Origin of the sequence: Mucilaginibacter sp. P25 (genome assembly GCF_050859465.1) — a bacterium.
Taxonomy (GTDB): domain Bacteria; phylum Bacteroidota; class Bacteroidia; order Sphingobacteriales; family Sphingobacteriaceae; genus Mucilaginibacter; species Mucilaginibacter gossypii.
In genome coordinates this window covers 6,746,524-6,764,963 of sequence record NZ_CP193937.1, presented here as the reverse complement: position 1 = coordinate 6,764,963, position 18,440 = coordinate 6,746,524, and the positions used below count along the sequence as shown (strand labels likewise).

Below are 18,440 nucleotides of genomic sequence, written 5' to 3'. Positions count from 1 at the left end.
TTGGATCCCTGGTGTTTTTTGAGCATTTATGATTGTCAAATTCTTAAAGCCTTCAACATCGTTTGCCGGTGTGTTCTATAATATGAATAAGGTAGATAAATCGCGTGCTGAATTGATGAAGGCGGCAAATTTTCGGGCCTTAGCTGTATTTACCTCGCCTAAGCTTCAGGACTATATCAACTACCTGGAAATGATAACCTCAGTAAACGAGCGGATAGAATATCCGCAATTGCATGTGACCATTTCAGGTAAAGGCAGGATGTATGATAAACAAGCCTTGACTGGAATAGCGGAAGGTTGGCTCCGGGAGATGGGCTATGCAGAACAACCTTTTTTACTTGTGTTTCATAAAGACACCAGTAACAACCACCTGCACATCGTAAGTACCAGGATCGACCGTAACGGCAAGAAGATCTCAAGCGCATTTGAACATCGACGTTCAATGACCGCAATCAATCAGGTGCTCGGCTATAGCACGGCCATGAAATACCATTTCAGCACCAAAGCGCAGTTCCTGATGGTGTTGGAGACGCTTGGCTTTCCGGGGAAGGATCCTGACAAGATAAAAGTGCTTGAACGCGCAGCAGGTTATAAGCGTGATCTGAAAAGGACCGCCACTATACGGGCGCTGCTCGAACAACATAAGGCTGATCCGCAGATGAAGCAAGTCATGAAAGAAGCGTATGGCATTGACATTTTATTTCATGCGGCCGAAGGCAAGCCAACATATGGGTACTCTATAGTTGACCATGAGCGAAAAATTGTTTTCAAAGGAAGTGAAGTGATGCCACTCCGTGAGCTGTTGTCAGTCAGTTCTGAAGCGACTCATGCATGGCTAAGCGATGAAATGCCAAATGAGGGCGGTGTGCTCGTTTCATCCGGCTATATTCCTCCAATAGCCATAGCCGATGATGTTGACGATCAGCAGGTCCATGGCATGCGGAGAAGGCGGCAAAAGAAAGCACGGACGAATACCCGTTAATTAAAATTCTATAGATATGACCATATTGATAGCCAACCAAAAAGGGGGCGCGGGGAAAAGTACGCTTGCACTCATCGCCGCCAATTACCTGACAACCGCTAAAAACTGCAATGTCACTGTTGTGGATATGGATTACCAACAGTCCATCTCACAGAAGTTTGATAAAGCTAAAATTTTGGAAAACGCGGAACCATACCAGGTAGTGGCCACAAGCCTTGAAGCCTATCCCGTTTTACGCGGGATCCTCGGTAAAAATAAGGATGAGATCGTGCTGATTGACCTGCCGGGAAAACTGGATGATGACGGCTTGATACCCGTTTTTCAGTCTGCGGACCTCGTGATCTGCCCCTTTTCTTATGATGAATTCAGCTTTACCTCAACCATTCTTTTTACCGTAGTCCTACGGAAGATCAACCCGAAAATTCCGATGGTGTTTATTCCCAACAGGGTCAAGGCTAATGCCAAATTCGAGATCATGCAGGAGGTGAACGAGCAGCTTGCCAAATTCGGGAGGATCAGCAGCATCCTCCCTGACAGGATAGATTTTCAACGTGTCAATACTTTTCAAACGCCTTTATCGCTGCTGCAGCTCATCGTCCCTGTTTTTGAACCCATATTTAACGAATATATCCATGGAAAACATGAAGTCGCTGGCCGACCAGCTTAGGGAAGAGTTAGGTAAACCTGGTGCCGGAAATACAAAAAAAGGCATGAAATCAAAACCTGCTCATTCAGTACCGGCGATCCTGCAGGCAATTATGGATTACGATAACAGTGATCATAAAAGTATGGTACATGCCCGTTTTACCACGGACCAGGTTGCGCTGATGGCCAGGTTTAAAATAGCTACAAACATCGATACCACGAAGCTCGTAGCGTTCGCGGTTAAATACCTGTTCGATCAGCATCCCGAACTCAAGAAAGCAATTACTCAATTTATGCAAAATTCAAATTTATGAGCTGGATCAAATTTACCTTATGGCTGATCGGAATCTATTCAGCCTATTATTCATCATTAATCTTCTGGGACAGTCGCCGCGGGAAAGAAGAAAGTAAGTCCGAAGCCGGCGACGAGCTAACATTTGTCGAGCATGCCGAACCTGTTAAACCTGAAGGTACAGACGTTCCGAAAGTCCCGCCATCACCGGTTGTTTCTTCCGGCGGCGTAACGATCAGGCAACTATTTAGCCTCGCCCAACAGGAAGCTATCGAGTTTACCCGGCCGGTCAGTTTCTCATGAGGCGCGTTTTCTGCCTTCTTTGCATTTGTCTGTTAACATTTTCTGCCCGCGCGCAGCCAGGAATTTCCGAAATGGAGCAGGCAAAGCATGACCTGGGTGCGGATTTTTACGCGGCAGTCGACCTCTCATTTGTAATTGCCGGCATCCTGGGCATTACGGCGGGTCTGAAGATCTACAAGCGGATCCAGGATGGCAACAAAGATATCACACCGGAGATATCAGCCTGGTTCTACGCAGCATTGTTCATGATGCTTTCCGGCCTTTTCCTCAAGGCGTTGTTCGGGATCTGAACGCCATTGACTAATAAAAAGCTGCCTCCCGGCAGCTTATAAAAGTTCCCCGTCCCTTTACCTCATTTTTTGGTCTCTGAATAGCCATAGCCGCTTTTATCGCGGTCCTTTTTTGCCCCCTTGGGTGTATTCGCAATGGCATTGCTCGTGATCTGAATGCCTGTTTACCATACCCGGCTGCCTTCCCGGGCAGTCCTAAAAGATCTCCGCATTAATCCTCATACCTCGATGAATGTTTACCAAAACAAAGAAGTTATGGGCAGCGGCGGTCCTGCTTGCCCTTTCAGTTCCTGCTTTTGCCCAAAATGGTGTTAATGGCCTGAATACTGCAACAACAACCCTCAAAACCTATATCGCACCGGTGACGAACATAACGCTCGTGATCGGCGGTATTGTCGGCATCGTCGGCGCCATCCGTGTGTACTCCAAATGGAATTCGGGAGACCAGGATATTAACAAAGAATTGATGGGATGGGGAGGAAGTTGCGTCTTTCTGGTCGTATCCGCGTTAGTGATCAAAGCTTTCTTCGGCCTGTAAATGCCGCCAAAGTTTGCTGTTTATAAGGGGCTTCAGAAGCCCCTTATTTTCAAAGGCTTCAAAGGAAAGTTCATTTACTGGGGCATCGGTTTCCTGTTGGTAGGCCTGGTATTGGGAGCGCTCACCATGTCGCTCATCAACATGTGGCTTGGCGCGATGGTGCTGATCGGATGCATCGTTGGCGGCCTGCTGTTCACCGCAACGAGGCAAAAGAAAGGCCTCCACTTGAAAACCCGCTCATCAGCCATTTATATCCTCAATCATTATGGGCGCAAAAAAATTATTTAATATACCTTACGCGGGAATCGACAAAAATGGCCCGTATCACATGCTGATCGGGGAAAGGGGAGAGTGCTCTGTCGTATTCCGAATGACCAACCCTGTCATACGTTTTTCTGCCGATGCCGCAGGATACGAAGAATTTCAACGCTTATTCATCAATATGATCTGCATTTTGGGGGACGGTTATATTGTCCAGAAACTGGATATCATCGGTAAGGTGGGGTATAAAGCAGGGCCCCATTCGGAATACCTGCAGCAAAAATACCATGAGCACTTCGATGGCAGGGAACGGTTCGTTGTCGAAACCTACCTGACGATAACACGGCCGCTGAAAAAAGGCAGGTTTTATGTGAAAAATCAGCAGACCCAGGATGAGTTTTTGCAGGCGATCACTAAAGTCGCCGGAATCATTCCCGGGGCATCTTTATTGCTGGAGCCGGATATCAATTATCTCGTATTGCGATTGCTGAGTATGGATTTTAAGAACGGAAAAGTAACACTTGATAATATTGCGGCGGCAGATGACAGGATCAGGATCGGTCAGCGCTATGTAAAGTCGATTTGCCTCGTTAATACAGATAGTGTTGATTTACCACCTGAAATCAGTCCGTATATTGAGCTTAATGATAGCGATAGCCTTCGGGGTTTCCCTGCTGACCTGATGTCCTTTTTGTTCAAAGTACCCGGTTTTGAAGTTATTGTCTTCAATCAATTGCTGGATTTGCTCGAACAGGTGATGACCCTGAGGGCGCTTGAAGCCAAGAAAAAAGCACAGTGGCATACCTGATCCGGTAAACCAGCTTTGTGTCGACGACATCGACCGCTTACTTGCTGACGTGGCGAGGGACAATCAGCCGCTGGTCAGGGCGCATTACAATATTCTTGTCGCCGCAAACGGAGAGAAGCTGACCGCAGCAACAAACTTTATAGAAAATGCCTTATTTCAGCATGGCATTATTTGCAGTGATAACGGCTATAACCAACTGGAGCTCTTCAGAACAACCTTGCCGGGAAACGGGGTAGAGGTAAAGCCCTATGATTGGTTTTTGACCACCGCGGCAGCGGCGACCTGTTTCTTTTTCAAAGAATCACTGCTCAATGATGAACCCTCGGAGTTCCTGATCCGGTTTACGGACCGCGACGGCATACCAGTCGGTATCGATCCGGCAGACTTACCGATGCGGACAGGCCGGATCAATAATCGCAATAAGTTTGTATTGGGGCCGAGCGGCTCCGGAAAGAGCTTTTTCATGAACGCGCTGATTGAACAGTACATGTTGTATAACATGGATGTGGTGATCGTGGATACAGGGCATTCTTACTCGGGCCTGTGTAAATACTACGAAGGAAAATACATCACCTATACAGACGAACGCCCCATCACGATGAACCCCTTTCGATTTACCAGGGCAGAATTCAATATTGAGAAAAAGGATTTCCTGTGCACATTGATCGGTGTTTGCTGGAAAGGCGCGGACGGCACCATCAGTACCGTGGAACGTGATGTGATCGCGGATGTTATTACTGCATATTATGATCAGGCATTTCTTGATGGCAGGGACCTCAGCTTTGACACTTTCTATGAATTTGCGCTGGCACTTATTCCCGATATCAGGTCGGCAGAAAAGATCTCCTTTGATTTTGACGAATTCAGATATGTGCTTAAAAAGTTTTACAAAGGCGGAGAGTTCGCGAGGATCCTGAATGAAGATGTTGACAGATCCCTGTTTTCTGAACGGTTTATTGTTTTCGAGATAGACCAATTAAAGGAAAACAAGGTATTGTTCCCCATAGTCACGTTGGTTATCATGGATGTCTTTATTCAAAAGATGCGTTATCGGAACAGCATGCGTAAAGCCCTGATCGTCGAGGAAGCCTGGAAAGCGATCGCAAGCCCGCTCATGGCTGGTTATTTGTTGTACCTCTATAAAACAGTTCGCAAATTCTGGGGGAAGCCATTGTCGTAACACAGGAATTGAATGATATCATCGGCAATGCAATTGTCAAGGATAGCATTATCAACAGTTCAAATACGGTTTGCCTGCTGGATCAATCTAATTTTCGCGACAATTTTGATGATATAGCGGCCTTGCTTTCTATCAGTGATACAGAAAGGAAAAAGATCTTTACGATCAACCAGTTTGAAAAAGCCCCCGGCAGGAAATTCAAGGAGGTCTACATTCGCAGGGGGACGATGGGCGAAGTGTATGGGGTAGAAGTTTCCCTGGCGCAATACCTGACTTACACGACGGAGAAACCGGAAAAATCAGCGGTCGAATATTATATCGGCAGGTTCGATTGCTACACAGCAGGGGTGGACGCCTTTATTAGCGATTTTGAACAGAGCGGTTTATTGCTCCATGAATTCGTTGCCAAGGTCAATGCGCGCACTTCTTTGCTGCAATAATCATTGACCTTTTCTTGCAGCAAAAGCCAATTTTTCATCCATTTAATTTCAATACCCATCATGAAAATCTCTTTGATTGTCGCGGGCATCTTTTTTGCCCGCACCCTATTCGCCCAGGAACTGGTCGTTGATCCGGCCACTTCCGCTGCTATTGCAGTAAACGCCGGCATGATCAATGGTCAACTCAATACGACCAATGACAAACTGAACCTCATCAGCCAGGGGCAACTTGCCGTGAGCAGCCAGCTTATACTGATCAACAACCTCCAAAACAAAATTTATAAAGGCCTGAGTGAAGTGGCCGCAGTAATTAACAACCTATATACCGTCAAAGATATCGCTGAATGTGGCAAAGATATCGTTAGTGATGTTAGCACTGCGGTAACAATGGCGCGGACAAATCCTGCCTTATTGCTATTCGCGGAACAGGGTGCCCGTGATTTTGAAACAAGGGCCACAATGCTGGCCGCCGACGTCAGCGCCTTTGTCCTGAAGCCGGGCGGGAATAACCTGATGGATTCCGGGGAACGGGGAAAGCTCCTGAACCATATCGCTGACAACATGCGCATCTTGCGGGGGATCGCCTTCGGCATGAACCGGGCCATCTACTGGGCGAAAATGAATGGCATTTTTCGATCCCTTAATCCCTGGTCGGAATGGCAAAGCCAGGACACGAGGATAGCCAATGAAGTGTTAAACAACGCCAAATATCTGCGAAAATGAGCTATTCAGGACTTGTAATCCGAAGATCGACCGTTTGGAGGTTGTTTTTCTGTTTGTTGTGTTTGGCAGTTCATGTTCATGTATCCGCTCAGCATAAACAATTGAACATTCCGGCAATTCACCAGCTTGTGGAAGAATCGAAGTCGGAAAATAAGCAACAGGTGACAGCTAAAGACAATCAAGCCAAAGCGCTTGCAAACGAACAGGCGAACCTGGCCCTTCTTGCGAAACTGAAGGTTACCTACCGCGATCTTCAACAACGATATAACTCCCTGGGAACCGCGATCAGTGCTGCAAATATCGGCGTATACGCTCTGCCAATGGTGGAAAGGATCGTCAGCAACCAGGGACAGATTATTAAGGCGGTGGAAAAGAACCCTGCGCTAATGGCTATCGGGTTCCAGTCAGCCTTAAGTTTTGCGCAACAGGCTAAAGCCTTATCAGGCTATGTCGCCGGGCTGGTTATTTCTATCGGCGATGTCAACCAGATGAAGCCTTCCGACAGGAAGCTGCTATTTGATTTTGTACTCTCTGAGTTGAGCAGTATACAGGACCTTTCAAATAATATGCTGGCCATGTTGCAATATTCGAGGTTATCGGACCTGCTAAAAGCCGCAAACCCTTTTCAGAATTTCATCGATGCCGACCGCGGGCTTGCATTGGATATCTTACGTAACGCCAAATATCTCCGCCAATGAAAAATCTGATCAGCATTTTGCTCGGAACGTTTTGCTTTACCGGCGTGCAGGCACAAAAAGCCGTTTTTGACTCCAAGCATTATCAGTCAGTCATAGCAAATGCCAGTGTCAGAAGCAGCGCTGAGATCACCCATGAGCAATATCTTTCAAAAATTAATACGGATATCGATGACCTGAATACCAATACGGGATCCGTTGTATTAGCGCAGGACATGATCTACCGGGGCCTTTCCAATGTAAATTCCGCTTTAAAAGATGGTATGCAGGTTAGATATATCGCGTCGGTTACTCTAGACATAACAGCTTACCTAAACGATTGCCTTGATTTGACGAAGGAAGATCCGTTTCTGCTCGTCTTCGCAAAACCGATGACCGCCGAACTGAGACAGCGGTGCGCTGCACTCCTTAGCGAAGTTTCTGGCTTTATATTGAAGGAGGGGGATAACGTACTCGCCGATTATAACGCCAGGGACCAGTTGCTGCAAAAGGTCGTCACTCAGTTACAGATCATTGATGGGCTTGCCTATGGTGCCTGGCGGGCTATGTATTGGGCAAAACAACAGGGACTTTTCAAGTCAATGAACCCTTTCAGAGATTTCATTAATCATGACCGCGATTACGTAACCCAGATTATCAGGAACGCAAAATACTTAAGACCATGAACAAAGAAAAACGAATGCTATCGGAACTCATTTTGTTATTATTCATGTTATTTTTCGCTGTCGGCAGTTATGCGCAGCAGAAAGTCAACGATGAAGCGCTGCGTTACCAGCAGCAGCGCATGGTATTCCAGCAATGGGACCAGAACAAGTTCAAACCTTCCTCGGGCTTCCTCGGCCTTAACCCATTTTACTGGCTGGTCTGGGGCTTCCCTTATCCGAACTATCATAAAAAGGACCTCCGGCCTTTGAGTGCCGCCGGTCCCCAAACCCAAAGGCTCGCACTCGTAGGGGCAATGCAGGCCAGCGACGATAAATATAAACTGCAATCCGACACGGTTAGGAACACGGCGATCTCCCAGATAGCTTCGCAATCGGGCTTATTTAGTGATGCGGACCCGCTTTGGCTACTGTATTACAATGATCAGTTTGATCCGGTATTGAATCATTCGATGGCTTCCATTCTTGCTGGTTTATCACCGGCGGTCAGCTCAAAATTGGTTTCCGAAGGATTGTATGATTGGTATTCCGCTGAACTTGACCGGCTGAAAGAACGGATCTATGGTGCCCATACGACCGACATGGACCGGGGTGCCCGGATCATGGCCTATTACCGGCTTTTGCTCGACTATCGAAAAATTGCCGGTGTTTGGGCTATAAGAACGGCTTCGGTGGAAGCATCCATCACAATGACCGCACAACAGCGACCTTTGCAGGCCGGGCATCAGGAGGTCATTAACTGGACGCCCCAAACTGACCTGGAGATCGCCCGTAAAGTTTTAAAACATATCCAATGAAAAAGATAATTCCCATTTGCATATTAGTTTTTTGCCTTTTTCTGATAACCACATCCGCGCAGGCGGCTGATGACGATCACACGAAAACGCTTGAGTTCCTGCAGGGGGACGGGGTTTACGAATCGGGTGTGATGGTGTTTTTGAAAGGCCTGAAAGATTCGATCTGGACCCATTTCGATTTATTTATTACTGACGCCAAAGCTCTGGCGGCGATTTTTATGATCATATTTTTCGCCATCAAATCTTATGAAATGATGGTGGGCGATAAACAATTGGAGATCATGCCACTCATGCGTCCCTTCGGGCTGGCGATGATCATTCTTTGGTGGGGGCCTTTCGCTAAAATGGTGGCTTTTCCTACTGATGTTGTAGCGGCACAAACCGAGCAAATGTTTAACAGCGAACAGGCTATTGTCAATAAACTACGGGTTCAGCGATCTGAATTAATGCTCTCCGTCGCCAACTCGCTTTATACCTACCAATCTCAAACTGAAGTGGCTGAAAAGGAAAGTGATACCTGGTACGGCGAAGCATGGGACTCGGTGACCAGTACTGTTAAAGAAGGGATAAGCACCGTCGTCGCTCCGCTGCTTGAGCTAAAGAACAGACTTGCGGTCGGCATGCAGTTGTTATTTACCCAGTTAATTGAATTGCTGGGTATCTGGTTATTGCGGATAGCAGTTTACGTCATATTCATGCTGCAGATCATTTATTCCTCGATACTGATCATACTCGGGCCATTTGCCGTTGCGGCAAGTATATTGCCGGCCTTCCGGGACAGTTTCAGCACCTGGATAGCTCGTTTTGTTTCCGTGAACCTTTATTCCGGGATTGCTTACCTGATCATGTACCTCACGGGACTGATGCAGGAATATGCATTGAGTTCAGAGATTAGTAAATATCAGGAACTGGTAGGAAAGGATGGGGCAACAGCGGATATGACCAAGTTTGCCGTATTCGCCGGAAACGGCCTGTTATCCTTTGGAACGGTCATCATCGTTTTCCTGATCGGCGCGATATGCATGTTCACCGTTCCCAGTATCTCTACCTGGATCATATCAACCTCCGGGATCAGTTCTGCCTCATCCACCTTTGGCAGAAGCGCAGGCACCGTCGGTGCTGCGGTTAAGAAGGCAGCGATCGCCGTGGTCTGATCAATAGTAATTTCATTAACGCTGGCCCTTCGGGGCCTTTTTTGTTTATTTTATGATCATTAAAAATATCGAAGATAAGATCAGGCTGGCAACGATAATTGCTATTGGCAGCCTGATTGCCAGTGTCACCATCGTAGCAATCACCAGCTTTTATGCCTACCGGCTGGTTGGCGCATCACAACGGAACATTTACATCCTGGACAATAACGTCCCCATCCTTGCCAAGCAAACCGATATGCAGATGAACCGACCGGCCGAGTACAGGGCGCATGTCGACCTATTCCATTCCCTGTTCTTTTCCCTGACACCGGATGACAAATACATGGAATACCAGATGAAGAAAGCGATGTACCTCATCGACGAAAGCGGTATGCAGCAATATAATGACCTCAAGGAAAAAGGATTTTTCAACTCCATATTGAGTTCAAGTTCCGTCTTAACGCTGCAAACTGATTCCATCGCACTGGATATCCCCAAACATTATTTCAGGTATTACGGCCGTTTGAAGATCGACCGGCGCAGTTCGACCGTGATCAGGTCACTGATTACAGAAGGTTATCTCAAAGATATCCCGCGAAGTGATAATAATCCACACGGTGTGCTGATCACTAATTGGAAGACCCTGGAAAATAAAGACCTCGAAGATGTTGAAAAAAATACGTTCTAACCGCGATCCCAGGGATACGCTGTTCAAAGAGGTCCGCAGGGAGTTCGGCCGCTATTTTTTATATGCGGAAAGGGCGCTTGAACGGAATACGTCGAAACATCCGCGCAGGTATTTCTATATGATGGTTTCCGCCATGTTCCTTTCCATGATCCTGTCATTTACCTTTTTCCGAAACCGCGAAAGACCACTGGCCATCCCCGTCGCTAAGATCATCGCTCCCGCATCGGACGGTTTTGAAAGGATCCTGCAGACCACCGGGGAAATCAGGCAAACATTGGCCCTGAAAAAAATCATTGACAGTATCACGTCGAAAAAAACTTTGTCATCCCGGGACAGCCTGCTGTTGGATAGCGCACTTAACCGGTTTAGGGAGATCCAACCCATTCATTAACTATAATCCTCATGAAAATAGATTTTAAACAGCCCAAATATGTGCTGCCTGCAATTGTTTTGCCTTTTCTGGTGCTCTTCTTTTATGCCTGGCAAAGCGGCTTCTCAAAAAAAGAACCGGCAACGAAACCATCAACGGATTTAAATGCCAATGTTGGTGATGTATCATCCTATGTCCGCAAAAAGATCTTGCGGATAAACTCGATGCTTACCGAAATACCTACAAGGATGCCGATGGGCCCTCCGCTGTCAACGTGATACCTAAAGAGCAATCGAGTAATGCAGGTTTTCATAATCTCTACACGAACAGTGAAAGATTTAAGCTCGATTCGGTTGAAAAGGCCATGAAAGCCAAATATGCCGGAACGGAGTTCCCGCAACATGCGCAGCAGGACCGCGAAATGTCGGCTGTCCTGAATAATTACAATTCAAGGCAGCGAGTCAGCAAGCCCGCGGCTCCTCCTAAGGAAATTGATCCGATGGATGTCTTTAAACAACAAATGGCCTATATGGACAGCATGAGCAAGTCGAATGATCCGGAATATAAGGCCGAAAAGAAGAAAATGCAGCTTGCGGAAAAAACGGCGCGTGAAAAAGCGGCTGTACCTATCCTTACTGTCTCTAAAAACGGTCTCCTGGATACTGACTTCAATAGCATCAGGCCTGAAAGCGAAAGTGCCTTTATCACCGCAATGATCGATGAGGGACTTACCGGGTATGCCGGTTCAAGGTTGCGCCTGAAATTACTGGAGGATATCCGTGTGGGCGATAAGCAGGTGGCGAAGGGGAGTTTGCTTTATGCGCAGGTCAGCGGCTTTTCGGAACAGCGGGTGGCATTGTCCATCAGCTCGGTTTTGTCGGATGGAAAGATCCTGCCGGTGAAGCTGGAGGTATATGACCTTGATGGATTACCCGGCCTTTATGTGCCGGCTTCCGCCTTTCGGGATTTCAGTAAAGACCTTGGCGGGAGCTCCGTTCAGGGCGTAACGCTCGACGGGACTTCCGGCAGCCAGTTCATCATGAGTTCTGTGAGTAAAATGTTCCAGTCTACGTCCTCCGCCATCGCTGAGCTGATCAGGAAAAACAAGGCCAGGTTCAAATACAATTCCTACCTGTACCTCATCGACCCTTCTGAAATCCAAAATAACAGATAATATGAAAACTTTATTATTCATGCTGTTGGCCATACTTATGGCCCCGGCACTTTACGCTCAGGATAAGTTGCCGCTTATCTGCCTCCCGCTTAACCAAACTATTCATTTTCTTTCCCCTGAACCTATCTGTTTCGTTGATATATCGAGTAAAGGAATGATCGGTGACCTTCCTTTGAAAAATGTATTTCGGATCAAGATGCGCGATTCGACTGTCAATTTTCAGGACGCCGTACTGACCATTATCGGTGAAACTTTTATTGCGCAGTACCGCATCGAGCCGGGTGGGGCAGGAGGCCCGTCCGAAGTGGAGATCGGCCCCGCCGATATGCGGCCGCTCGATATTTCGGGAGTCGGTTTTTCAGTAAATGAACTTAAAAAACTGGCACTGCAGGTATTTGCGGACAACAGGAAGCATCGTGTTGCCCGCGCTTCCGCTTTCGGGATAACAGGAAAACTCAACCAGGTATATACGGCAGGTGATTACATTTTTCTGGATTTAAGTTATCACAACGATTCCAATATTTCTTATGACATAGAGGACGTTCGGTTTCGCATCGACGATAAAAAGGTGACGAAAGCATCCAATGTCCAATCGGTTGAACTGAAGCCGGCATTTGTACTATTTGAGACGCGCAGTTTCGCAACTCGGTACCGGAATATTTTTGTCTTCAAAAAGATCAGTTTTCCGGGAAATAAAGTGCTGTCTGTTGAACTGTCGGAAAAACAGCCGTCTGGAAGGGTGCTCAACCTAAACATATCTTATAAAGATATCCTGAGAGCGGATATCATTTCCAACTAAACTTATGACCGAATCCATCGCCTACGATTATCTGAAAGCGGTACTGGAAGAGGAATTCCGGGAAACTTTTCTTCGGTTCAGCAACAATGGCATCCTTTACTATGAGCTGACCAATATCCTTGAATTGTGTAATCCGCTGATGGAAGGATTGGATGAGGATGACCGCTTTTTACGATACGAGGTGATCGGCACCATAGCCGAATACCTGACGGAGGAATAACCATGGCTTTTAATACTGCTCAAAAGCTGGCTGCCAACATTGCGGCCATTCGCATCGCCCTGGATTTTAACGGACAAACCCTTAAGCCCGCAGAAGTACAGCAATTGGGAAACTACGCAGGTTTCGGTGGTCTGAAAGCTATCTTAAACAGGCCTGGGACGTTGGACGACTGGAAAAAAGCAAACATTTCAGAAGCAGATCTCAAACTGTATCCGCAGGTCATGGAAATGCATGATCTGCTGAAAGAGAAATTTGAGGAACAACAATATAGGGAAACGATTAATTCTATAAAGAGTAGCAGGCTGACTGCATTTTACACACCTGCCTTTATCCCCGAAAGCATCTACTCCGCTTTGAAGAATAGCCATATCGTGCCCCGGCGATTGTATGAACCCAGTGCCGGAGCCGGCGTATTTATCGCAAAAGCTGCAGAAATATTTCCCGGAATTGCCGTCAACGCGGTTGAAAAGGACCTGATGACGGGGAAGGTGCTTGCTGCATATATGGCCGGTCTGGGTATTGCTGCCAACGTACAGATCAAAGGACTGGAAGAAACCGGTGCAGCGGAAAAAGGACAGTCAGACCTGGTGATCAGCAACATCCCCTTCGGTAATTTTGCGGTTTTCGATCCCGCATACCAGGGTAGTCCGGTTGCTTCGAAAATTCACACCTACTTTTTTGCTAAAGGGATCGATAAGCTTGCAGATGGCGGTATACTCGCGTACCTGGTAACGGACGCTTTTTTAAATAGTCCCTCCAACGCCACGGCGCGTAAGTTGCTGATGACGTCGGCCGCTCTGCTTAATGTATCGGTGTTACCTGCAAACCTGATGAAGGAAAATGCCGGGGTTGAAGTAGGTACGCACCTGATTTTAGTACAAAAGAACACGGCTAAAAAAGAAATGACATCGGCCGAAAGCCTGCTGATCGAAACTGTTGAACGCGAAAATGAATTTGGCAAATATTCAGTTAACGCCTATCTGAATGAACGGTTCAACCTGATCTTAGGCGACAGAACTCATTGAAGGTCGAAATGCCTACGGTGACGCCTGCCTGATGATATGGCAAAACGGCCGGATGGAAGCGATAGGCGATACCTTGCTGGAATTGCTCAGCAAAGATCTGCAGGAAAACTTTGACCGGCAGAAGTGGGAGGCCATTGTTTTTAATGAGGAAATCATAAAGGGTAAGGAGTTAACCTTTCTTCCGGTCCCGGAAGAAAAAAAGGTGAAGTGACTGGTCAGTTGGGCCTGTTCGACATGGCGCCAAAACATAACCGTGCCGCTGCCTATCTCAGTGATGTCGATAATGCATTAGTTGACAGTTCTTCTGCAAAGCAGGTTAGCGTAATCAGGACCACGCAGAATCCGCTGCATGATAGCCTGGTCCTGCTGACTGCACGTTCGAAGGCGAATGGCCGCTACTTGTATAAACTATTCAGTAACGTTAAGGAGCTTAAGTTTTCCAATAAATGGTTGAGCGGACAGGCGCTGGGCCAGGAACTCGATATCCTGTCAGCTAAATTGAAATATTATTCCCACGACTACCGGTATGCAGGTGACAGCAGTCTGGAACCTGCATTCAAGCTCATGCCTGACCGGCCAAAAGCATTTACCGATCTACGCTCTTTTTATATTGATGGTACGTTAGTGGTTTTTGGAGGCCGGGTTGGGAGGATCGGCAGCGTGCAAAACGGTGAGGCTCCCTTTGATCCCCTGGAAATACAGGAAGACGTGCCATTCTACCGTGACTATATCAGGTTACGGGATATTTATCTGCAATTGTCCGGCGATGAGGCGGAATACCTTGTCCAATATCCTGAATTGCGGAAAGATCTGAATTCCGGCTATGACCGGTTCGTTTCAAAATATGGGGAGCTCAATAAGACGGCAAACCGCAGCCGGATTTTTAATGATGCCGCTTTCGGTTTCAAGGTATTGTCCTCGCTGGAGCTTCGGTCGGATGAAAAGTACGTTCGATCGGACATATTCTACGGGCCGGTTTTTCCGCGGAAAGATTTGCTGCAAACCGATGATCCGGTGGAGGCGCTCGCAATTTGCCTCAATGAATTTGGCAGGGTAGACCTCCCTTATATCTCAGAAACAACCGGTCTTCAGGGAGCTGAAATAATCCTTCAGCTTGAAAAACAGATCCTTTTTAACCCGGGGAAGCGGACATGGGAAACAACGGATAAGTATCTTTCAGGCAATGTAGTCGATAAGCTGAAGCAAGCAGAACTAATGTTGCTTGAGGAGCCTGAAAATATCCAGATAGCCCGGAGCCTGGCCGCCTTGCAAAGGGTTCAGCCCGAAGTCATACCGTTTGAACTGCTGGACTTCAACCTTGGTGAGCGCTGGGTGCCGATGGGATTTTATAACCGTTTTGCGACAGCTTTCTTTAAGACCGAGGTGGATGTTAATTATTTCGCTTCAGTTGACACCTTCAAGGTTAGCCTCAAAAACCGGAAATCGGTTGTAGCCGAGGAATATACGGTAGTCCCAAGATCGGGGAACAAGATTTACGCCGCGACATTACTGGAGCACGCACTCGAAAATACCTCGCCCCAGATTACATATCCCGTCGAGCGCGATGGAAAGGTTGTCCGGCTTCCTGATACCGACGCGATACAGTCGGCGCACAGAAAGATCGAAACCATTCGTGAACGTTATGGGGAATGGCTGAAAGGGCTCGATGCCGGTGACAAAAAAGTATTGCAAACTACCTATAACGAACGCTTCAATTGCTACGTGCTCAGGGAATATGACGGAAGCCACCTGAAGTTTCCCGGCCTTGACAAAGCAGCGCTGAATATCGACAGCCTTTACCCTTCACAGGAAAATGCCGCCTGGCGAATTATCCAAAACCGTGGCGGTTTGATCGATCACGAGGTTGGCCTGGGCAAAACACTGACCATGATCGTCGCCGCCATGGAAATGAAAAGGCTTGGTGTCATCAACAAACCCATGATCCTCGCGTTAAAGGCGAATGTTGCCGATATCGCCGGTACGTTCAGAAAAGCTTATCCCAAAGCAAGGATCCTGGCCCCCGGAGAAAATGATTTTACGCCCGCGAAGCGCCTGCGGCTGTTCCACGAGATCAAAAATAATAACTGGGATTGTGTAATACTCACGCATGACCAGTTTGGAATGATCCCTCAGGCCCCGGAGATACAAAAGGAGATTCTTGGAATCGAATTGGAAAACCTGGAAAATGACCTCGAAACATTGCGCGATCTTGGCGGCGATATCAGCCAATCGATGCTGAAAGGGTTGGAGATCAGGAAACAAAACCTGGAAGTGAAACTCGAAGGTATTCTATATGCGATTGAACATAAGAAGGATACGGGTATTAATTTTCAGGAAATGAACGTCGACCATCTTTTTGTAGATGAATCACACAAGTTTAAGAACCTCACTTTTACGACAAGGCATACCAGGGTGGCAGGTCTCGGCAACATGGCCGGCAGTCAGAAATCGCTCAATATGCTTTTCGCAGTGCGAACTTTGCAGGAAAAATTTGATGCGGACCTCTGTGTAACCTTCCTTTCAGGCACACCTATTTCCAACAGTCTTACGGAAATGTACCTGGTCTTCAAATATCTCAGGCCCCGTGAACTTGAACGGCAGGGCATCAGCAACTTCGACGCCTGGGCCGCGGTTTATGCGAAGAAAACAGTTGACTTTGAATTCACAGTAACCAATGAGATCAAAGCGAAAGAGCGGTTCAGGCATTTTATCAAAGTACCGGAACTGGCTTTGTTTTACAACGAGATCACGGATTATAAAACCGCCAAACATATCAACCTTGACCGGCCGGAACTGGATGAGGAGCTTATTAATATTCCTCCGACCCCTGATCAGAGCGATTTCATAGACAGGTTGATGCAATTCGCAAAAAACGGTGACGCGACATTGCTTGGAAGAGCCCCGCTTTCAAGGGAAGAGGACATTGGGAGGATGTTGATTGCGACCAATTATGCCAAGAAAATGTCCCTGGATATGCGCCTCATTGATGAAAGCTTGTATGATGACCATCCCGGCAATAAAGTTAATACCTGTTGCCGCATGGTGTCAAAATATTACAAAGAAAGCATGGACCATCGTGGTACGCAATTGATATTTTCCGATCTGGGCACGCCCAAAACTGGCGCTTTTAATGTTTATGAGGAGATCAGGGACAAGCTCGTCAGGGGTTTTGATATTCCTCGTGCGGAAATATCTTTTATTCATGACTGGCCCGGAAAAAAGCGTGCGGAAATGTTCCGCCTGATGAACTCGGGTTCGCTTCGTGTCATGGTCGGCAGTACCGATATGCTCGGCACAGGTAACAACATACAGGAAAGGATCGTCGTTATGCACCACCTGGATACACCCTGGCGGCCAAGTGACCTGGATCAGCGTAACGGTCGCGGAGCCAGAAAAGGTAACTGGCTTGCCAAATTGTATTTTGACAACAAGGTAAAGGTTTTCATCTATGCGGTAGAAAAGTCACTCGACAACTATAAGTTTGGTTTACTCAAGAACAAGCAGACGTTTATAAGCCAGATGAAGAATAATGATCTGAGCGTCCGTACATTGGACAGAAGGCGGTATGGACGAACAGAGCGGCATGAATTTCTCGGAATACATCGCTATCCTTTCAGGCGACACCTCATTATTAGAAAAAGCAAAGCTTGATAAAAAGATCGCTGTGCTGGAAAGTGCCCGTTCGTCACATTACCGCGAAGTGGCGAGAGCACGGATGATCCTGGAAAGTCTGGAAGAGGAAAGTCAGGCAACGTCAAAGACGCTCGAACTGATGGCTACCGATGAAGTGGTCTATAAAAACGTGTTGCAGTATGATGAAGAAGGCGCAAAGAAAAATCTTCTCGTGCTGAGTGATTTTTCATCCGCGGATACTGTTGAGATCGGTAATTATTTCATCAACCTCTATCAGAAATGGCGGCCTGCCCGCGAGGAAAAGAATGAAATGCGCATCGGCAGCCTCTATGGATTCGATCTTTTTGTCCGGCATAAACTTAGCGGGATAGGTGATCCTACGGCAAAACTGGAATTTAGCACGAGCCTTTATGCGGAAAGCCCTCGTACCGGCGTCAAATACATGCTCAGTAACGGAGCACCGAATATTGATAATCCGAAAACGGCGGCACGTTACTTTTTAAATGCCATCGACCGGGTCGGGCAACTGGCAGAAAAATACCGGAAGACACTTGCCGGAATTTCCGAACGTTTACCGGCCCTGACCGAACTGTCGCAACGAAGCTTCGATCAGGAAGCTGAACTGATCGGTTTAAAACTGGAACAGGAAAAACTCGAAGCTGAGATCAATAAAAATATCGCCGAAAAACAGCAACCGGATTCCGACGAAGAAAATCCCGATCAGGATGAGGATTTGTCTCCCGGTTTAAATCCGGGTAGACCCAAACGCTGATTTAATATTT

The 18,440-nt window shown here is 47.1% G+C and carries 23 protein-coding genes and 1 pseudogene; all 24 read left to right on the top strand.

Annotated elements, in window-relative coordinates; all coding sequences use genetic code 11:
* Positions 1-28 precede the first annotated feature (28 nt).
* The 24 genes and pseudogenes from ACRQ5D_RS34175 to ACRQ5D_RS34060 all read left to right on the top strand — a co-directional run bounded on the left by ACRQ5D_RS34175 (position 29) and on the right by ACRQ5D_RS34060 (position 18,430).
* Positions 29-982, top strand: a complete 954-nt coding sequence (locus tag ACRQ5D_RS34175; RefSeq protein ID WP_432328107.1) for a relaxase/mobilization nuclease domain-containing protein — start codon at positions 29-31, stop codon at positions 980-982.
* A 16-nt stretch (positions 983-998) separates the two neighbouring features.
* On the top strand, positions 999-1,649 hold the full coding sequence (locus ACRQ5D_RS34170; RefSeq protein ID WP_432328105.1) for a ParA family protein: 651 nt from the start codon (positions 999-1,001) through the stop codon (positions 1,647-1,649).
* Positions 1,615-1,941, top strand: coding sequence for a hypothetical protein (locus ACRQ5D_RS34165; RefSeq protein WP_432328103.1), 327 nt, complete (start codon positions 1,615-1,617; stop codon positions 1,939-1,941). The genes ACRQ5D_RS34170 and ACRQ5D_RS34165 overlap by 35 nt, the downstream gene beginning before the upstream one ends.
* The gene (locus ACRQ5D_RS34160; protein WP_432328102.1) at positions 1,938-2,222 is read left to right on the top strand and encodes a hypothetical protein; all 285 of its coding nucleotides are present in this window, start codon (positions 1,938-1,940) and stop codon (positions 2,220-2,222) included. Before ACRQ5D_RS34165 ends, ACRQ5D_RS34160 begins: the two co-directional genes overlap by 4 nt.
* On the top strand, positions 2,219-2,512 hold the full coding sequence (locus tag ACRQ5D_RS34155; protein WP_432328100.1) for a DUF4134 family protein: 294 nt from the start codon (positions 2,219-2,221) through the stop codon (positions 2,510-2,512). Before ACRQ5D_RS34160 ends, ACRQ5D_RS34155 begins: the two co-directional genes overlap by 4 nt.
* 232 nt (positions 2,513-2,744) lie before the next feature.
* Positions 2,745-3,050, top strand: a complete 306-nt coding sequence (locus tag ACRQ5D_RS34150) for a DUF4134 domain-containing protein (RefSeq protein ID WP_432328098.1) — start codon at positions 2,745-2,747, stop codon at positions 3,048-3,050.
* Entirely contained in the window at positions 3,051-3,338 is a 288-nt protein-coding gene (locus ACRQ5D_RS34145; RefSeq protein ID WP_432328096.1) for a plasmid transfer protein, read from the top strand.
* Positions 3,316-4,119, top strand: a complete 804-nt coding sequence (locus ACRQ5D_RS34140; RefSeq protein WP_432328094.1) for a hypothetical protein — start codon at positions 3,316-3,318, stop codon at positions 4,117-4,119. Before ACRQ5D_RS34145 ends, ACRQ5D_RS34140 begins: the two co-directional genes overlap by 23 nt.
* 49 nt (positions 4,120-4,168) lie before the next feature.
* Positions 4,169-5,739, top strand: a pseudogene (locus tag ACRQ5D_RS34135) (TraG family conjugative transposon ATPase).
* Positions 5,740-5,799: 60 nt separating this feature from the next.
* Positions 5,800-6,462 (top strand): hypothetical protein, encoded by a 663-nt coding sequence (locus ACRQ5D_RS34130; protein ID WP_432328093.1) that lies wholly within the window; start codon positions 5,800-5,802, stop codon positions 6,460-6,462.
* A gap of 128 nt (positions 6,463-6,590) precedes the next feature.
* Positions 6,591-7,160, top strand: a complete 570-nt coding sequence (locus ACRQ5D_RS34125; RefSeq protein ID WP_432328091.1) for a hypothetical protein — start codon at positions 6,591-6,593, stop codon at positions 7,158-7,160.
* The gene (locus tag ACRQ5D_RS34120) at positions 7,157-7,822 is read left to right on the top strand and encodes a hypothetical protein (protein ID WP_432328090.1); all 666 of its coding nucleotides are present in this window, start codon (positions 7,157-7,159) and stop codon (positions 7,820-7,822) included. The genes ACRQ5D_RS34125 and ACRQ5D_RS34120 overlap by 4 nt, the downstream gene beginning before the upstream one ends.
* Positions 7,819-8,616 carry a hypothetical protein gene (locus ACRQ5D_RS34115; RefSeq protein ID WP_432328088.1) on the top strand — a complete coding sequence of 266 codons (798 nt, stop codon included), beginning with the start codon at positions 7,819-7,821 and terminating at the stop codon, positions 8,614-8,616. Before ACRQ5D_RS34120 ends, ACRQ5D_RS34115 begins: the two co-directional genes overlap by 4 nt.
* Entirely contained in the window at positions 8,613-9,770 is a 1,158-nt protein-coding gene (locus tag ACRQ5D_RS34110; RefSeq protein WP_432328087.1) for a plasmid transfer protein, read from the top strand. The genes ACRQ5D_RS34115 and ACRQ5D_RS34110 overlap by 4 nt, the downstream gene beginning before the upstream one ends.
* A 52-nt stretch (positions 9,771-9,822) precedes the next feature.
* Positions 9,823-10,437, top strand: coding sequence for a conjugative transposon protein TraK (gene traK / locus ACRQ5D_RS34105; RefSeq protein WP_432328085.1), 615 nt, complete (start codon positions 9,823-9,825; stop codon positions 10,435-10,437).
* Positions 10,415-10,828, top strand: a complete 414-nt coding sequence (locus ACRQ5D_RS34100) for a hypothetical protein (RefSeq protein ID WP_432328084.1) — start codon at positions 10,415-10,417, stop codon at positions 10,826-10,828. Before traK ends, ACRQ5D_RS34100 begins: the two co-directional genes overlap by 23 nt.
* Before the next feature lie 11 nt (positions 10,829-10,839).
* Complete coding sequence (locus tag ACRQ5D_RS34095; RefSeq protein ID WP_432328082.1) at positions 10,840-11,085, top strand: hypothetical protein; 246 nt, start codon at positions 10,840-10,842, stop codon at positions 11,083-11,085.
* Positions 11,082-11,981 carry a conjugative transposon protein TraM gene (locus tag ACRQ5D_RS34090; RefSeq protein WP_432328080.1) on the top strand — a complete coding sequence of 300 codons (900 nt, stop codon included), beginning with the start codon at positions 11,082-11,084 and terminating at the stop codon, positions 11,979-11,981. The genes ACRQ5D_RS34095 and ACRQ5D_RS34090 overlap by 4 nt, the downstream gene beginning before the upstream one ends.
* 1 nt (position 11,982) lies before the next feature.
* The gene (locus ACRQ5D_RS34085; RefSeq protein WP_432328078.1) at positions 11,983-12,780 is read left to right on the top strand and encodes a DUF4138 domain-containing protein; all 798 of its coding nucleotides are present in this window, start codon (positions 11,983-11,985) and stop codon (positions 12,778-12,780) included.
* A 4-nt stretch (positions 12,781-12,784) separates the two neighbouring features.
* Positions 12,785-13,000 (top strand): hypothetical protein, encoded by a 216-nt coding sequence (locus ACRQ5D_RS34080; RefSeq protein WP_432328076.1) that lies wholly within the window; start codon positions 12,785-12,787, stop codon positions 12,998-13,000.
* Between the two features lie 2 nt (positions 13,001-13,002).
* Complete coding sequence (locus ACRQ5D_RS34075; protein ID WP_432328075.1) at positions 13,003-14,025, top strand: N-6 DNA methylase; 1,023 nt, start codon at positions 13,003-13,005, stop codon at positions 14,023-14,025.
* A gap of 31 nt (positions 14,026-14,056) precedes the next feature.
* Positions 14,057-14,236, top strand: a complete 180-nt coding sequence (locus ACRQ5D_RS34070; RefSeq protein ID WP_432328073.1) for a hypothetical protein — start codon at positions 14,057-14,059, stop codon at positions 14,234-14,236.
* Positions 14,233-17,676 (top strand): helicase-related protein, encoded by a 3,444-nt coding sequence (locus ACRQ5D_RS34065; protein WP_432328071.1) that lies wholly within the window; start codon positions 14,233-14,235, stop codon positions 17,674-17,676. Before ACRQ5D_RS34070 ends, ACRQ5D_RS34065 begins: the two co-directional genes overlap by 4 nt.
* Positions 17,591-18,430 (top strand): hypothetical protein, encoded by an 840-nt coding sequence (locus tag ACRQ5D_RS34060; RefSeq protein WP_432328070.1) that lies wholly within the window; start codon positions 17,591-17,593, stop codon positions 18,428-18,430. Before ACRQ5D_RS34065 ends, ACRQ5D_RS34060 begins: the two co-directional genes overlap by 86 nt.
* Positions 18,431-18,440: the final 10 nt, after the last annotated feature.

What these genes read in the sequence shown, in the direction of transcription:
- ACRQ5D_RS34175 (WP_432328107.1), top strand. Translation starts at nt 29, where the DNA reads ATGATTGTCAAATTCTTAAAGCCTTCAACATCGTTTGCCGGTGTGTTC.
- ACRQ5D_RS34170 (WP_432328105.1), top strand. Translation starts at nt 999, where the DNA reads ATGACCATATTGATAGCCAACCAAAAAGGGGGCGCGGGGAAAAGTACG.
- ACRQ5D_RS34165 (WP_432328103.1), top strand. Translation starts at nt 1,615, where the DNA reads ATGGAAAACATGAAGTCGCTGGCCGACCAGCTTAGGGAAGAGTTAGGT.
- ACRQ5D_RS34160 (WP_432328102.1), top strand. Translation starts at nt 1,938, where the DNA reads ATGAGCTGGATCAAATTTACCTTATGGCTGATCGGAATCTATTCAGCC.
- ACRQ5D_RS34155 (WP_432328100.1), top strand. Translation starts at nt 2,219, where the DNA reads ATGAGGCGCGTTTTCTGCCTTCTTTGCATTTGTCTGTTAACATTTTCT.
- ACRQ5D_RS34150 (WP_432328098.1), top strand. Translation starts at nt 2,745, where the DNA reads ATGTTTACCAAAACAAAGAAGTTATGGGCAGCGGCGGTCCTGCTTGCC.
- ACRQ5D_RS34145 (WP_432328096.1), top strand. Translation starts at nt 3,051, where the DNA reads ATGCCGCCAAAGTTTGCTGTTTATAAGGGGCTTCAGAAGCCCCTTATT.
- ACRQ5D_RS34140 (WP_432328094.1), top strand. Translation starts at nt 3,316, where the DNA reads ATGGGCGCAAAAAAATTATTTAATATACCTTACGCGGGAATCGACAAA.
- ACRQ5D_RS34130 (WP_432328093.1), top strand. Translation starts at nt 5,800, where the DNA reads ATGAAAATCTCTTTGATTGTCGCGGGCATCTTTTTTGCCCGCACCCTA.
- ACRQ5D_RS34120 (WP_432328090.1), top strand. Translation starts at nt 7,157, where the DNA reads ATGAAAAATCTGATCAGCATTTTGCTCGGAACGTTTTGCTTTACCGGC.
- ACRQ5D_RS34115 (WP_432328088.1), top strand. Translation starts at nt 7,819, where the DNA reads ATGAACAAAGAAAAACGAATGCTATCGGAACTCATTTTGTTATTATTC.
- ACRQ5D_RS34110 (WP_432328087.1), top strand. Translation starts at nt 8,613, where the DNA reads ATGAAAAAGATAATTCCCATTTGCATATTAGTTTTTTGCCTTTTTCTG.
- traK (WP_432328085.1), top strand. Translation starts at nt 9,823, where the DNA reads ATGATCATTAAAAATATCGAAGATAAGATCAGGCTGGCAACGATAATT.
- ACRQ5D_RS34100 (WP_432328084.1), top strand. Translation starts at nt 10,415, where the DNA reads ATGTTGAAAAAAATACGTTCTAACCGCGATCCCAGGGATACGCTGTTC.
- ACRQ5D_RS34095 (WP_432328082.1), top strand. Translation starts at nt 10,840, where the DNA reads ATGAAAATAGATTTTAAACAGCCCAAATATGTGCTGCCTGCAATTGTT.
- ACRQ5D_RS34085 (WP_432328078.1), top strand. Translation starts at nt 11,983, where the DNA reads ATGAAAACTTTATTATTCATGCTGTTGGCCATACTTATGGCCCCGGCA.
- ACRQ5D_RS34080 (WP_432328076.1), top strand. Translation starts at nt 12,785, where the DNA reads ATGACCGAATCCATCGCCTACGATTATCTGAAAGCGGTACTGGAAGAG.
- ACRQ5D_RS34075 (WP_432328075.1), top strand. Translation starts at nt 13,003, where the DNA reads ATGGCTTTTAATACTGCTCAAAAGCTGGCTGCCAACATTGCGGCCATT.
- ACRQ5D_RS34070 (WP_432328073.1), top strand. Translation starts at nt 14,057, where the DNA reads ATGATATGGCAAAACGGCCGGATGGAAGCGATAGGCGATACCTTGCTG.
- ACRQ5D_RS34060 (WP_432328070.1), top strand. Translation starts at nt 17,591, where the DNA reads ATGGACGAACAGAGCGGCATGAATTTCTCGGAATACATCGCTATCCTT.